Genomic DNA, 14,290 nt, shown 5'->3' on the forward strand with positions numbered 1-14,290 from the left:
GCGGCAGGCAACAAGAGCCTGGGCGAGTTCAACCTCGAAGGCATCCCGCCGGCACCGCGCGGCACGCCGCAGATCGAGGTGAGCTTTGACATCGACGCCAACGGCATCTTGCACGTGGGAGCCAAGGACAAGGGCACCGGCAAAGAGAACAAGATCACCATCAAGGCCAACTCGGGCCTGACCGAAGCCGAGATCGAGCAGATGGTGAAAGACGCCGAGCTCAACGCCGCCGAAGACCACAAGAAGCTCGAGCTGGTGCAAGCACGCAACCAGGCCGACGCGCTGGTGCACAGCGTGAAGAAATCCCTGGGCGAGCATGGCGACAAGCTCGACACTGCCGAGAAGGAAAAGATCGAAACCGCGCTGAAGGAAGCCGAAGAAGCGCTCAAGGGCGAAGACAAGGCGACCATCGAGGCCAAGACCGAAGCGCTCATGACGGCCAGCCAGAAGCTGGGCGAGAAGGTCTACGCCGATGCGCAGGCGGCCCAGGCGGCAGCCGGTGCCGGTGCCGCTGCAGGCTCCGAGCCCGACGCTCCGCAGGCCGCCTCGGCCAAGGCGTCATCCGACGACAACGTGGTCGACGCCGAGTTCAAGGAAGTCAAAGACAAGAAGTAAGCGCATCGGCGGGCACGGGCCCACTGCGACCCCTTCCCCCGTGGGCTGATCAGCACACGGGGGATTTCGCGTTAAAAGAAGCAGCAAAAGCACATGGCAAAGCGTGACTATTACGACGTGCTCGGCGTGGCCAAGAACGCCACCGAGGACGACATCAAGAAGGCCTACCGCAAGCTGGCCATGAAGCACCACCCTGACCGCAACCAGGGTGAAGGTGCCAAAAAATCCGAAGAGCAGTTCAAGGAGGCCAAGGAGGCCTACGAGATGCTGTCCGACGCGCAAAAGCGCGCCGCGTACGACCAGTACGGCCACGCCGGTGTCGACCCCAACGCCGGTGGCTTCCGCCCGGGCGGCCCGGGCGCCGAGGGCTTCGGTGGTTTTGCCGAGGCATTCGGCGACATCTTCGGCGACATCTTCGGTGGCCAGGGCGGGGGCGCCGGCCCACGCCGCGGCGGTGGTGGTGGCCAGCAGGTTTTTCGCGGCAGCGACCTGAGCTATGCGATGGAGATCTCGCTCGAAGAAGCGGCCCACGGCAAGGAAACGCAGATCCGCATCCCGAGCTATGAAGAGTGCGTCACCTGCCATGGCAGCGGCGCCAAACCCGGCACCAACTCCAAGACCTGCCCCAGCTGCAGCGGCAGCGGCACGGTGACCATGCGACAGGGCTTCTTCAGCATCCAGCAGACCTGCCCCCACTGCCATGGCAGTGGCCGCATCATTCCCGAGCCCTGCACCACCTGCGCTGGCCAGGGCAAGGTCAAGAAGAACAAGACGCTGGAGGTGAAGATCCCTGCCGGCATCAACGAAGGCATGCGCATCCGCTCGGCCGGCAACGGCGAGCCCGGTACCAATGGCGGCCCGGCCGGCGACCTGTACATCGAGATCCGCATCAAGCAGCACGAGATTTTCGAGCGCGACGGCGACGACCTGCACTGCACCGTGCCGGTGGGCCTGACCACCGCCGCCCTGGGCAGCACGATCGAGGTGCCCACCCTGGGCGGCAAGGCAGAGATCGATTTGCCCGAAGGCACCCAGCACGGCAAGACCTTCCGTCTGCGCGGCAAGGGCATCAAGGGTGTGCGCTCCAGCTACCCGGGTGACCTGTACTGCCACATCAGCGTGGAAACGCCCGTGAAGCTGACCGAGCACCAGAAGAAGCTGATGCGTGAGCTCGACGAGTCGTTGGCGAAGTCACCCGACAAACACTCGCCCAACGCCAAGAGCTGGACCAACCGCGTCAAAGATCTCTTCAAGTAGGCGCAAGCAGGCGAGCAGCGGGCTGGGTGACTCAAGTGACCCAGCCCTCCCGCCGATAACTCCGCCATGGCCGGCACAGCCCGCAGCAAGCTTCTACATGCTGCGGCCGTGATGCCGGCCCTGGAGTTACCGTGCAATTGCTGGATCGCGACATCGCCGAGTGCCGGGCCCTGGTGGTCGATGGCAACCCGACATCGCGAAGCATTCTGGCCTCGCAACTGCGCGACTTCGGCGTGGGCACGGTGACCCAGTGCGGGCGCATCCACGACGCCCGCAAGCAGCTCGAGGCACGACCCTTCGACGTGGTGCTGTGCGAGCACCGCTTCGATGGCGAAGACAGCAGCTACACCGCGCAAAACCTGCTCGACGACCTGCGGCGCAACAACCTGCTGCCGTTTTCCACCGTCTTCATCGTGGTCACCGGCGAGGCCTCGTACACCATGGTGGCCGATGCCGCCGAATCGGCCTTCGACAGCTACCTGCTCAAGCCCCACACCGCCACCGCGCTGGGCGAACGCCTCACCCAGGCACGCAAGCGCAAGAAGGTGCTGAGCGAGATCTTCAGCGCCATCGAAACCCAGGACTACGACCAGGCCACGCGCCTGTGCCTGCAGCGCTTTGCGAGCCGCGGGGCGTATTGGCTCTACGCCGCGCGCATCGGCTCGGAGCTGCTTCTGCGCCAGGGCCGCCACGACGAGTCGCGCAAGCTCTGCGAAGCCGTGCTGGAAACAGGCGCCCTGCCCTGGGCGCGCCTCGGCATCGCCCGCGCGCAGATCGAGAGCAACCAACCGGTGCTGGCGCTGCGCACGCTGGAGAGCCTGGTCGGCGACCACCCGAGCCACGTCGATGCCTATGACGTGATGGGCCGGGTGCAGGTCGAACAAGGCAGCCTGGGCGAGGCACTCGACACCTACCGCCGCGCCAGTTCTCTCACACCGGGTTCAATCACGCGGCTGCAAAAGCACGGCATGCTGGCCTTCTACATGGGCGACCGCGACGAGTCGGCCAAGATGCTCGAGCGCGCCGCAGCCATCGGCATCAGCTCGAAGATGTTCGACTGTCAATCGCTGGTGCTGCTGGGCTTTGCCCGCTTCCATCAGCGCGACGGCAAGGGCCTGCAGCGCTGCCTGGACAACCTGCAACACGCTGCCGAGAAAATGCCTCAAAGCCGCCGTCTGCAGCGCTTCGTCTCGGTGGTGAAGGTGTTCAATCTGATGCTGCAAAAGCAGGTGGCCGCCGTGGTCACCGAAGTGCGTCAGCTGTTCGCCGACCTCAACGAACCCGGCCTCGACGTCGAAGCCGCCTGCAATCTGCTGGCCCTGCTGTCGCAACTGACGGCCGCCGAGCTGCGGCTCGACGGCTCCGACGCCTGGGTCGATGCATTGGGCCTGCGTTTCGCCAGCACCAAGGGCGTGACCGAGTTGCTGGCCGGCGCGGCCGCTCCCCACCCGCCCTTTGCCCAACAAGTGCGTGACGCCCACACCCGCATCACCGAGATGGCCGAGCAGGCCGTGACCCACACGCTGCAAGGCAAGCACCGCAACGCAGTGGAGTCGCTGCTGAACCACGCTGAACGCACGCTGAATGCCAAGCTGATCGAGATGGCTCGCATGTCGCTGCAGCGTCACGGCGACAAGATTGCAGATGCGCAGGCCTTGTCGGTTCACGCCGATTCGCTGCGCGAGCGTTTCGCCGTGGGCGTGGGCGGTGCCGCGCTGGGGCAGAACAACGGCCGCCAGCCCGGTGCGCTCAACCTGCGCGATGCCCCACCGGCAGGCGGTACAAGCCCTGAGGCCACCGCCGCCTGAAACCTGCGGCGCGCGACGACAATCGCGGCCATGCACATCACACTGATCGAAGACGACATCGATTTGGGCCAGGCGGTGGCCGACCACCTCGAAGCCCAGGGCCATGCGGTGGAATGGCTGAAGACCGCTGCACACGCGCGTGACGCATTCGACCGCCTGGGCGAGCAGCACGACAGCGATCTGGCCTTGCTCGACCTCGGCCTGCCCGACGGTGATGGCATGGACCTGCTGGCCCAGGTGCGCCGCCAGACCACGCCTTTCCCGGTGCTGGTGCTGAGCGCGCGCGACCAGATCCGCGACCGCATCCATGGCCTCGCCTCGGGGGCAGACGACTACCTCGTCAAACCCTTCGACCTCGAAGAGCTGAGCGCACGTGTCGACGCAGTAGCTCGCCGCTACGCACTGGCGCCCACACCGCTGCTGCGTCTGGTGGGCGGCGCAGAGGTCGACCTGCAGACCCAGCTGGCGCAGCGCGATGGTGTGGTGCTTTCGCTCACCGCCATGGAGTGGGGTCTGTTGCGCTGCCTCGCCGTGCACCCCGGCCAGACCTGGAGCAAAGAGGCGCTGACACGGCGCCTGTATTCACAAGGCGAAAGCGCCGACAGCAACACGCTCGAGGTGCTGATCAGCCGCCTGCGCAAGAAGCTCGGCCCCGACGCCATCAGCACCACGCGCCAGCTCGGCTACCGCCTGGAGCGCCAACCGGGATGACCACCCGCCGCTGGAGCCTGGCGCGCGTGTTGCGCTGGCGCCTGCTGATTGCGGTCGCGTTGTTGTGGTCGGTCGCGGCCATCGTCGCCACCATCGCCGTGCGTTACGAGCTGACCGTGGTGCACGACAGCGCCCTGGTCTCGCTGGCCGAACAGATTCCCCTCGAAACCGACGCCTGGGGCCAGCGGCCCGTCATCGCGTCGCTGCCAGCCGTGCCGCCGGAAGAAGTGATGCATGTGCTGGTGCGCAACCAGCAAGGCGCGGTGCTTCGCCAGTCCGGGCCTACGCGCGATGTGCCCTGGCCGCTGGATGCCGAGCCCGGCGTGCAAACCGTGAACGGCTGGCGCGTGGCCACCCGCCGCACGGTCGACAAGCGTGTGGTGGTGCAAGTCGGCGAGCCGCTCAACATGCGCCGCGAGGCCGTGGCTGAAAGCACCGCCGCCCTGGTGCTGCCGCTCCTCGCCCTGCTGCCGCTGGCCGCCTTGTTGATCGACACGCTGTTGCGCCGCTCGTTCAAGGGTGTGCAGCAAGCCAGCGAACAACTGCGCGCGCGGCCCGAAGCCGACATCTCGCCCCTGCAGGTGAACGACCTGCCGACCGAGTTCGAGCCGATGGTGGCATCGATCGGCGCCTTGATCGGGCGCCTGCAAGGTGTGGTGCGCGCAGAGCGGGCCTTTGCCGCCAGCAGCGCACACGAGCTGCGCACCCCGCTGGCCGCAGCCCGCGCGCAGGCGCAGCGCCTGGTGGCCGAGCTGCCCGCAGGTGATGCGCAGGAACGTGCGCAGGCCCTGGTGCGCTCGCTCGACCGCCTGAGCAACACCGCCACCAAGCTGCTGCAGCTCTCGCGGGTGGAGTCGGGCATCGGCCTGGAGCGCGAGCCGGTCGACCTGCGGCAACTGGCCACCCTGGTGCTCGACGAGTTTCGCCACCACGCCGACGCCACCCACCGCCTGTCGGTGCAGCTGCCGGCGCAGCCGGTGGTGGTGCAAGGCGACATGGACGCACTCGGCATCGCCATTCGCAACCTGATCGAAAACGCGCTCAAGCACGCCCCACAGGCGGGGGTGCAGGTGCGGGTGGAAGCACCGGGCCGGGTGATCGTGAGCGACGACGGCCCGGGCGTGGCCAGCACGGTCCTGACCACACTCTCCCAGCCCTACTCGCGCGGCTCCACTCACACCGAAGGCACGGGCCTGGGCCTGTCCATCGTGGCCCGCATCGCCCAGCAGCAGCACGCGAGCCTGCTGCTGGAGTCGCCGCCACCGGGTGTGGCGCACGGCTTTCGTGCCACCTTGAGCATCGGAGACGCTCCGCCGCCTTAAGCGTGCCTTCAGGTGGGGCGCTAAAAATGCGCCCGATGCTGAATGCCATGCCATCGCCGTCGGTTCTGAGCGCACCTGAGGGCGCCGCCTCTGAAGACAGAGGCTGGAACCCGCTGAGCCTGGCCTGGCTGGCCAGCATCTGGGTCGCCACGCTGATGAACTGGCCGCTGTGGGCCGCCCTTGACCGCCTGCCCGAAACCCACAGCGTGCGAGGGCGCCTGTTCATGCTCGCGCTGTGCGCCATGCTGGCGGCGCTCACCGCGCTGCTGCTGAGCCTGGCCGCCTGGCGCTGGAGCATCAAACCGGTGCTGGTGCTGTTTCTTCTGTCGGGCGCTGCCGGAGCGCATTTCATGGGCGCCTACAACGTGGTGATCGACTCCACCATGATGCTCAACGTGCTGCACACCGACCTGCACGAAACCCGCGATCTGCTGAGCGGCCAGCTGGTCGCGAGCGCCTTGCTGCTGGGCGTGCTGCCTCTGGCCTGGCTGCTGCCGCTGCGCGTGCAGCGCCTGGGCTGGAAGCAGTTGCGCCGCAACCTGTGGGGGGCGATGGCCGCCGCTGTGGTGCTGGTGGCGCTGCTGCTGCTGTTTTTTGCGGACATGTCGGCCACCATGCGCAACCACAAACCGGTGCGCTACCTGATCAACCCGCTCAACTCCTTCTACGCTCTGGGCATGGTCGTCGCCGACGCCCAAGCCAAACCCGGTGGCCCACCGGTGGCGGTGGGCACCGACGCACACCTGGCCGCACGGGCCAGCGGCGCCAAGCCACCGCTGCTGGTGCTGGTGCTGGGCGAAACCGCCCGTGCCGACCACTTCTCGCTCAATGGCTACACACGCCCCACCACACCGCGCCTGGCTGAACTCGACGTGTTGAGCTTTCACGCCGTGAGCTCCTGCGGCACCAGCACCGCGGCCTCCGTGCCCTGCATGTTCTCCGTCTTCGGCAAGGCAGGTTTCGAGGCCGAAAATCGCCCCCACGAAAACCTGCTCGACGTGTTGCAGCACGCCGGCCTCGCGGTGTTGTGGGTCGACAACCAATCGGGCTGCAAGGGTGTGTGCGATCGGGTGGCCAACGCCCACTCGGCGGGGGCCGCTTGTGAAGACGGCGAATGCCACGACGAGGCTTCGTTGCAAGGCCTCGACGAGCGCATCGCGGCCCTGCCCGCCGAGCGCCGCGACAAGGGCGTGGTGGTGGTGATTCACCAGATGGGCAGCCACGGCCCGGCCTACTGGAAACGCTCGCCGGCCTTGCACAAGCGCTTCGAGCCCGAGTGCCAGACCATCGCGCTGCAAGACTGCGACCGGCAGGCGCTGGTCAACGCCTACGACAACTCCATTGCCTACACCGACCATGTGCTGGCCATCACCATTTCCTGGCTACGTTCGCAGGCGGACCGCCATGACGCAGCCTTGCTGTACGTGTCGGACCACGGCGAGTCATTGGGCGAGAACAACCTCTATCTGCATGGCCTGCCCTACGCCTTCGCACCCCGGGAACAAACCCAAGTGCCGATGGTGATGTGGTTGTCTGCCGCCACCGAACAATCGCTCAAGCCGGGCTGTCTGAAACAGCGGCTGGACACTCCCTTCAGCCACGACAACCTGTCCCACACCGTGCTCGGAATGATGGGTGTGCAGACGCAGGTCTACCGCAGCACGCTCGACGTGACGGCGCCTTGCCGGGCCGCGTAAGGCGGCTGCGTCAGAACAACTCACCTTGCCCGTCGGCCGGTGCCAGCCGAGGCTTGCGAAACAGCGTGAGGTCGAGTTCGGTGCGCGTCTTGTTGAGGCCGAGCCGGGCGCAGGCCTTGGCGAAACGCTGCTGAAGCAGCTGAGCCCACACCCCCTCGCCCTTCATGCGGCTGCCGAAAGTGGCGTCGTAGTCCTTGCCACCTCGCATCTCGCGCACGCGCGCCATCACCCGCGCGGCGCGCTGCGGGAAATGCTGCTCCAGCCACTGCTGGAACAGCGGGTTCACCTCCCAGGGCAGGCGCAACACCACGCTGAAGGCCGAGCGGGCCCCGGCAGCCGCAGCGGCTTCGAGGATGCGCTCGAGCTCGGGCTCGTTGATGAAGGGAATGACCGGCGACACGCTCACGCCCACTGGCACACCAGCGCGGGCGAGTGTCTCGATGGTGCGCAGGCGGCGCTGCGGCGAGGCGGCGCGCGGCTCCAGGATGCGCGAGAGATGGGCATCGAGCGAAGTCACCGACACATACACCGCCGCCAGCCGCTCGGCGGCCATCGGAGCGATGAGGTCGAGGTCGCGCTCCACACCCGATGACTTGGTGACCAGCGAAAACGGGTGTTTGCACTCGGCCAGCAGCTCGATCAGCGAACGTGTGATGCCGAGCTTGCGTTCGATGGGCTGGTAGGCGTCGGTTGCCGAGCCGATGTTGAGCAAGGCGGGCTCGTAATTGCGGCTCGCCAAGGCCTCGCGCAGGCGTTGTGTCGCGTTGACCTTGGCGATGATGCGGGTCTCGAAGTCGAGCCCCGGCGACATGTTGAGGTAGCTGTGCGTGGGCCGCGCAAAACAGTAGATGCAACCGTGCTCGCAGCCCCGGTAGGGGTTGACCGACAGGTCGAACGAGATGTCAGGCGAGTCGTTGCTGGAGAGGATCGACTTGACCTGCTCTTCGATGATCTGCGTGGCGACAGGTACCCGCTCTTCACGCGCCGCTTGTTCGAGCGTGCCCCAGCAGTCGTCAAAACTTTCGCTCGGCTGGCGCGTGTAGCGGTGAACGATGGCCCAGGCAGTCCCACGGCCCTTGAGCGTGCCCAGGTCTGGCGGTGCAGGAGGTGGGAGATGCATACTGTACGTTTATACAGTATCTGATCCCCCTGTTGCGGTCAGGCCGAAGCCAACTCGGCGTGGGTGTTCAGCTGCGCCTGCGCCCACGCATCGCGAACCCGATCGCGACCAGCCCGGCCAGCATCAGGACGTAGGTGCCGGGTTCCGGCACCGGGGCGGTGACGCTAGCAAAAGGGCCCGACGGGAAGTTCTCCGCCAGAAAGTTCGGCGACCACACGTCGAGGTGAGTCAATTCGCCATGACGCGAAAACACCGCTGCGAGCGCCGGCGGCCCGTGCCTGCGCTCGGCGGCGGCGTAGGCAAAGCTCATGGGGTGTGCGGCTTCGCCCACCTGCATCGCCAGGCCCTGGCCTGCCCAAGCCGAGGGGCGAGCCTGATTCAACCAGGTGTTGGTGGAGTGAACAACGCTCTCGGCGCGACTGAGACCGGCCACGTCGGTCGCCATCGAAGCCAACGGAGCAGTACACAACGCGCCCAGAACCAACAAGCGCAGTGGAAGCTGAGAGAGGTCGGGAGTCATGAACAACCTTTCGGCTGGCGCAACGCAATTGGACAACTCGCCGTGCGTTGACAAGCGAGGCCGCGGCCGATCTGTCGATCATTCTGATCAGCCGATGTGAGCTTGTATCGGCAGAGCCGACAGGCGGTCAGTGCGCTAGCGCACGTACGCCGCGCCGCACGACCCCCTGATCAGGGGGCCCACTGTGGTGCTTGTCGCCGACGCCTGCGCACAGGCTGAAACGTCTGTGTTCGATATCGAACAGACCTTCACCTGGCGGTGACTGAGACTCAGAACACCAAGCGGCTTTCGAGACCCTCTCCATCCGATGAACACGCTGTGCTGAACAAACCACGACAAGGTTTCGGCGACCACCCGGCCAGAGAAGTTGCCACGCCTCATGCCCTGCCTGCAGCGAAGGCAGGCCCATTTGCGAACATCCGCGCCGACCTCAGGGCGCATGGCGGCAATTGGGGGGCACAAGGCTTTTGGGCGCTGGTGGTTTACCGTTTCGGTCGGTGGCGCTACGGCGTGCGGCCGGTGTGGTTGCGCAAGCCGATGTCGGGGCTCTACAAGATCGCGTTCAAGTTCGTGCAGATCGTCACCGGCATCGAGTTGCCTTGCGAAGTGGAAATCGGTCGCAACTTCGTGATCGACCATTTTGGCGGGATCATCATCAGCGGCTACGCGAGGTTTGGCGACAACTGCCGCATCCGCAATGGCGTGTGCATCGGCCTCAGCCGAGTGAGCGACCCGTGCGCGGCCGTGATCGGCAACAACGTCGACATCGGATCGGGCGCCAAGCTGCTTGGCCGCATCACGGTGGGAAACAACGTGCTCATCGGGGCGAACTCGGTGGTGACGCGCGATGTGCCGGCCAATTCAATCGCGATCGGAGTGCCGGCTGTCATCAAACCACGCCGCCAGGGAGCGCACGCGCCAAGCCAACGGGTGGCTTGAGCCCCGGGGTCAGGGCAGAGGCAGGTCGACCTCACCTGCGAAGGGCGGCTTCGGCGGGGCGATTTTTGGCGCCTCGGGCGTGAACCCTGCCTTTCCAATCGCCTCGCGGAAAGCGTCAGGCCGGGCCCAGCTGGGTTCGATTTCCACCGAGTAGGTTTCCATGTTGACGCGAACTCTCGCGCCGCTGTCCAGCGCCTTCACCGACTTCACGATGGTGCCGGCCGAGCGACTGGAAAACATGTCTTTCACTTTGAAGGTGATCAAGGTGGCTCCTCAGACGGTAGAACAAGGGTGCCTCCAAGATAGCGTCACCCCTGCTTTCCTTCTGTGCTCTAGCCAACACAGCCGGCCATGTCGAGCGGCTCGCCAGCCGCCTGGCCATGCCGTTGGCAAGTGGCCGCGATATCTTCACACTCCGTGCATGAATCCACGCAGGGCCTGGCTCTACCGGCCCCTGCGCCGTGCGGCCGTCACTATCATGAAGCGGTTCTGGCTCGCATGGAGACGATCAGCATGACACGCATCAAGGCTCGATTCTGGGTCGGCACGCTGGGGATTGTGATGGCGGTGTGTGCCAGCGCTCAGCCTGCCAAGCCGGTACGTGTCGGCTTCATCTGCCCGTTCACCGGTGGCTCGCAGGACTTCGGCAACAGCGCGCGCCTCGGTGCCGAACTCGCCACCAAGGAGATCAATGAAGTCGGCGGCTACCTGGGGCGGCCGATCGAGTTGGTACCGCGTGACGACAAGGCCACCCCCGACGAAGGCCGCAAGGCGGCTGAAGATCTGGTGCTCAAGGAGAAGGTCGATTTCACCGTCGGCTTTTGCAACTCCGGCGTCGCGCTCAAATCGGTCGACGTGTTCCAGGACCACCAGCACTTGCTGATGGTGCCGGTGGCCACGGGCTCGGCCGTCACCGCGAAGTACCCGGCTGCGACGAGCATGATCTTTCGCATGTCGGCGCGCGACACCTTGCAGGCCGGCGCGCTGGTCGACGAGGTGGTCAAGCGCGGCTTCATCCGGGTGGCGATCTTCGCCGACAAGTCCGGCTACGGCGAAGGTGGCATGAAGGACGTGGAGAAGTTTTTGGCCGACAAGCGGTTGAAGCCGGTCTACAGCGCGCGCTTCGACCTGGGCGTGAAGTCGCTCACCCAGCAGATGCTGGAGGCGCGTGCGGCCGGCGCCGACGTGATCATCGGCTACACGGTGGGCCCTGAGTTTGCGGTGCTGGCCACGTCGCGTGTGGAAGCCAAACTCAGCGCGCCGCTTTATGGCCCGTGGCCGCTCTCGTTTCGCCTCGTGTCGGAGCGTGCCGGCGCTGCCGTTGAGGGAGCGGTGATGGTGCAGACCATCATCCAGGACTTGTCCAACGAGCGCCGTTCTTCATTCATCGCGCGTCTGAAGCGCCATGCCGGAGACCAGCCGATCGGCTCGCTGATGGCGGCAGCGCAGACCTACGACGCGGTCTACATGATGTTGCACGCCTTGTTCCAGACCAAGGGCGACACCTCGGGGCCGGCCTTGAAGAACGCGCTCGAAAACCTGCAGCGACCGTTCACCGGCGTCGTGACCACGCACTCGAACCCGTTCACCGACAAGGACCACGACGCCTTCACGCGCAACATGGTCTGGCTCGGCGTGTGGCGCGGTGGTGATGTGAAGTACTTCTACCCGGAAGATGCGAAGCGCGCGAGTTATCTGAGACGCAAGGAGCAGTGACGCGGGGGCGTTGCGGGCTGCCGAGAACGGCGGAGCGCACGCAAGCTGCAACCGCACCACAGCCCGACCGTGGAGAAGGTCGCGGCCTTGGTCGGCCAGATGGCGTTGTCGGCCGGCGAGCAGAGTTCCGGCATCGCGCAGATCCGGCCGAGAGCCTGAACGGGCAAGCGCAATCGATGATGAAGGTCGTTGACTCGTTCCGACTGACCACGGCGTGAGGCGGAAACTCAAACCCGCAAGCCGACCCCAGCCACACCGCTCCCCGCGAGATCCCGCGGTGAGGATGCCCCTCGGGTCTGGATTTCAGCCCTCGACACTGAAGCCGAATGACTGAAAGTCAGTACATGTCTCCACCTGAACTCCCAGGCGCCATGTTCTCGAATTTCGTCAAGGGCTTGAGGAACGCCAGCTTCACCGTACCGGTTGGGCCATTCCGTTGCTTGCCAATGATGATCTCCGCGACACCAGGCTCTTTCGACGCTTCCTTGGTGTAGTAGTCGTCGCGGTAGATGAACATGATCACGTCGGCGTCCTGCTCGATGGCACCAGACTCGCGCAAGTCGCTCATCATCGGGCGCTTGTCGGTGCGGGTTTCGACGCTTCGGTTGAGCTGCGACAGCGCGATCACCGGGCATTTCAGCTCTTTGGCCAGTGATTTCAAACCGCGAGAGATCTCGCCGATGACCGTTGCACGGTTTTCTTCGCTGCTGCCACTGCTGCCGCTCATCAGCTGCAGGTAGTCGACCACGATCAAGCCGAGCTGGCCGCACTGGCGTGCCTGGCGGCGCGCGCGCGCACGCAGCTCGGTGGGGGTCAGGGCCGAGCCTTCGTCGATGAACACGGCCGCTTTGCCGAGCTTTTCGACCGCCTCGGAGAGGCGGCCCCATTCGTCGTCACGCAGCTTGCCGGTGCGCAGGTTGCTCTGGTCGATGCGGCCGAGTGAGCCCACCATGCGCAGCGCCAACTGGGCGGCGCCCATTTCCATGGAAAACACGACCACCGGCAGGCCTTCGTTGACGGCCACGTGTTCGGCGATGTTGAGCGCGAAGGCTGTCTTGCCCATCGAGGGGCGAGCCGCCAGGATGATCAGGTCACCGGCTTGCAGGCCGGCGGTCATCTTGTCCATGTCGTAGAAACCGGTGCGCACGCCCGTCACTTCTTCGGCGCCGTTTTCATGCAGCTCATTCACCCGGTCGATCAGCTGCACCACCAGGGTGTCCATGCTGATGAAACCCTGGCGCGAGCGTGAGCCTTCTTCGCCGATCTTGAAGATCTTGCTTTCAGCCTCGTCGAGGATCTGCGGCACCGGTCGGCCCTGCGGGTTGAAGGCCGCGGTGGCGATCTCGTCACTGGCCGCCACCAGCTTGCGCAGCACTGCGCGCTCGCGCACGATCTCGGCGTAACGCCGCAGGTTGGCCGCGCTCGGCACGCTCTGCGCCAAGGCGTTCAGGTAAGCCAAACCGCCGCAGTCTTCGGCCTTGCCCAGGCTTTGCAGTTGCTCGAACACGGTGATCACATCGGCCGGCTTCGACGCATTCATCAGGCTGCCAATGGCGGCGTAGATGAGGCGGTGCTCGTGGCGGTAAAAGTCGCTGTCGGTGAGCAGGTCACCGGCACGGTCCCACGCGCTGTTGTCGATCAGTAAACCGCCGATGACGCTCTGCTCGGCCTCGATGGAATGCGGCGGGATGCGCAGACGCGACACCTCGTCGTCGGAGCGAGAAGAGTGGGCGGGGAAACCGGGGGTCGAGAAGACAACAGACATCGGAGGAATGATAGGGGTCGCAGCTCCCGTCAGGTGTGCACAAGGCTGTGGAAATCCAGAGGAGCTTCAGGGGACAGCCTGGGGACAGACATGAAAAAGGGCCGGCAATGCCGACCCTTTTAGCGGGATGCGCAGAAACCTCAGTCGGTCTCGCCCACCACCACCACCTTGACCTCGACCACCACGTCGGTGTGCGCAGCCACGCTCACCGTGTGCTCGCCAACCGTCTTCAGCGGGCCATTGGGCAAGCGCACCTGCGACTTGGCGACCTTGAAGTCGATGCGCGTCAGCGCTTCGGCGATGTCATGGTTGGTCACCGAGCCAAACAGACGTCCATCCACACCCGCCTTTTGCGTGATGTGAACGGTGCGCCCGCTCATCTTCTCGCCCAGGGTTTGTGCAGCGGCCAGCTTCTCGGCAGCGGCCTTTTCGAGCTCGGCGCGCTTGGCTTCGAATTCCTTGATGGCCGTCTCGGTGGCACGGCGAGCCGAGCGCGAGGGGATCAGGAAGTTGCGTGCGTAGCCGTCCTTGACCTTGACGACGTCGCCCAGGTTGCCGAGGTTGGCGATTTTTTCCAGAAGAATGATTTGCATGTGATAGCTCCTCAGACCTTGTGCTGGTCGCTGTACGGCAGCATCGCCAGGAAGCGGGCGCGCTTGATACAGGTGGTCAGCTGACGCTGGAAGAAGGCACGCGTACCGGTCAGGCGAGCCGGCGTGATCTTGCCGTTTTCACCGATGAAGTCGCGCAGGGTGTCGATGTCCTTGTAGTCGATTTCTTCGACGCCGGTCACCGTGAAGCGGCAGAAGCGCTTGCGGCG

The 14,290-nt window shown here is 65.4% G+C and carries 14 protein-coding genes; 8 read left to right on the forward strand and 6 right to left on the reverse strand.

The genetic code is table 11. The features are described 5' to 3' along the window. The 6 genes from RMO40_RS07055 to RMO40_RS07080 form a co-directional block, all read left to right on the forward strand. Positions 1–615: Hsp70 family protein (locus tag RMO40_RS07055; protein ID WP_309718261.1), on the forward strand; the 615-nt coding region annotated here is incomplete at its 5' end. 93 nt (positions 616–708) lie between these two features. Beyond that, on the forward strand, positions 709–1,872 hold the full coding sequence (dnaJ, locus tag RMO40_RS07060; protein ID WP_309718263.1) for a molecular chaperone DnaJ: 1,164 nt from the start codon (positions 709–711) through the stop codon (positions 1,870–1,872). Between the two features lie 131 nt (positions 1,873–2,003). After that, positions 2,004–3,680, forward strand: a complete 1,677-nt coding sequence (locus RMO40_RS07065) for a response regulator (protein WP_309718267.1) — start codon at positions 2,004–2,006, stop codon at positions 3,678–3,680. A gap of 30 nt (positions 3,681–3,710) precedes the next feature. Next, entirely contained in the window at positions 3,711–4,391 is a 681-nt protein-coding gene (locus RMO40_RS07070; protein WP_309718270.1) for a response regulator, read from the forward strand. Beyond that, on the forward strand, positions 4,388–5,713 hold the full coding sequence (locus RMO40_RS07075; RefSeq protein ID WP_309718273.1) for an ATP-binding protein: 1,326 nt from the start codon (positions 4,388–4,390) through the stop codon (positions 5,711–5,713). The genes RMO40_RS07070 and RMO40_RS07075 overlap by 4 nt, the downstream gene beginning before the upstream one ends. A gap of 47 nt (positions 5,714–5,760) precedes the next feature. Next, positions 5,761–7,410: a phosphoethanolamine--lipid A transferase gene (locus RMO40_RS07080; protein ID WP_309718275.1), complete on the forward strand. Its 1,650-nt coding sequence runs from the start codon at positions 5,761–5,763 to the stop codon at positions 7,408–7,410. Positions 7,411–7,420: 10 nt separating this feature from the next. Here the strand turns inward: RMO40_RS07080 and RMO40_RS07085 are convergent, their stop codons facing one another. Continuing rightward, positions 7,421–8,530 carry a PA0069 family radical SAM protein gene (locus RMO40_RS07085; protein ID WP_309718278.1) on the reverse strand — a complete coding sequence of 370 codons (1,110 nt, stop codon included), beginning with the start codon at positions 8,528–8,530 and terminating at the stop codon, positions 7,421–7,423. A 67-nt stretch (positions 8,531–8,597) separates the two neighbouring features. Then, positions 8,598–9,050, reverse strand: a complete 453-nt coding sequence (locus RMO40_RS07090) for a PEP-CTERM sorting domain-containing protein (protein ID WP_309718281.1) — start codon at positions 9,048–9,050, stop codon at positions 8,598–8,600. A gap of 570 nt (positions 9,051–9,620) precedes the next feature. Here RMO40_RS07090 and RMO40_RS07095 point away from each other — a divergent pair. Next, the gene (locus RMO40_RS07095; protein ID WP_309718285.1) at positions 9,621–9,989 is read left to right on the forward strand and encodes a serine acetyltransferase; all 369 of its coding nucleotides are present in this window, start codon (positions 9,621–9,623) and stop codon (positions 9,987–9,989) included. A 9-nt stretch (positions 9,990–9,998) separates the two neighbouring features. Here RMO40_RS07095 and RMO40_RS07100 read toward each other — a convergent pair whose 3' ends face one another. Beyond that, complete coding sequence (locus tag RMO40_RS07100; protein ID WP_309718288.1) at positions 9,999–10,253, reverse strand: heavy-metal-associated domain-containing protein; 255 nt, start codon at positions 10,251–10,253, stop codon at positions 9,999–10,001. Between the two features lie 249 nt (positions 10,254–10,502). Here RMO40_RS07100 and RMO40_RS07105 point away from each other — a divergent pair, with 249 nt between their 5' ends. Further along, a complete protein-coding gene (locus RMO40_RS07105) occupies positions 10,503–11,705 on the forward strand; it encodes an ABC transporter substrate-binding protein (RefSeq protein WP_309718291.1) in 1,203 nt (400 codons plus the stop codon). A 337-nt stretch (positions 11,706–12,042) separates the two neighbouring features. On the opposite strand, the gene dnaB is transcribed toward RMO40_RS07105, so the two are convergent. The 3 genes from dnaB to rpsR all read right to left on the reverse strand — a co-directional run. Continuing rightward, a complete protein-coding gene (gene dnaB, locus RMO40_RS07110) occupies positions 12,043–13,470 on the reverse strand; it encodes a replicative DNA helicase (RefSeq protein ID WP_309718294.1) in 1,428 nt (475 codons plus the stop codon). Between the two features lie 140 nt (positions 13,471–13,610). Beyond that, positions 13,611–14,063 carry a 50S ribosomal protein L9 gene (rplI, locus tag RMO40_RS07115; RefSeq protein WP_309718295.1) on the reverse strand — a complete coding sequence of 151 codons (453 nt, stop codon included), beginning with the start codon at positions 14,061–14,063 and terminating at the stop codon, positions 13,611–13,613. Positions 14,064–14,074: 11 nt separating this feature from the next. Further along, positions 14,075–14,290: 30S ribosomal protein S18 (gene rpsR, locus RMO40_RS07120; RefSeq protein ID WP_309718296.1), on the reverse strand; the 216-nt coding region annotated here is incomplete at its 5' end.

Source organism: Rhizobacter sp. (genome assembly GCF_031412075.1).
Taxonomy (GTDB): Bacteria; Pseudomonadota; Gammaproteobacteria; order Burkholderiales; family Burkholderiaceae_C; genus Rhizobacter.

Coding starts and splice junctions, on each gene's coding strand:
- dnaJ (WP_309718263.1), top strand. CDS start 709: ATGGCAAAGCGTGACTATTACGACGTGCTCGGCGTGGCCAAGAACGCC.
- RMO40_RS07070 (WP_309718270.1), top strand. CDS start 3,711: ATGCACATCACACTGATCGAAGACGACATCGATTTGGGCCAGGCGGTG.
- RMO40_RS07075 (WP_309718273.1), top strand. CDS start 4,388: ATGACCACCCGCCGCTGGAGCCTGGCGCGCGTGTTGCGCTGGCGCCTG.
- RMO40_RS07080 (WP_309718275.1), top strand. CDS start 5,761: ATGCCATCGCCGTCGGTTCTGAGCGCACCTGAGGGCGCCGCCTCTGAA.
- RMO40_RS07085 (WP_309718278.1), bottom strand. CDS start 8,530: ATGCATCTCCCACCTCCTGCACCGCCAGACCTGGGCACGCTCAAGGGC.
- RMO40_RS07090 (WP_309718281.1), bottom strand. CDS start 9,050: ATGACTCCCGACCTCTCTCAGCTTCCACTGCGCTTGTTGGTTCTGGGC.
- RMO40_RS07105 (WP_309718291.1), top strand. CDS start 10,503: ATGACACGCATCAAGGCTCGATTCTGGGTCGGCACGCTGGGGATTGTG.
- dnaB (WP_309718294.1), bottom strand. CDS start 13,470: ATGTCTGTTGTCTTCTCGACCCCCGGTTTCCCCGCCCACTCTTCTCGC.
- rplI (WP_309718295.1), bottom strand. CDS start 14,063: ATGCAAATCATTCTTCTGGAAAAAATCGCCAACCTCGGCAACCTGGGC.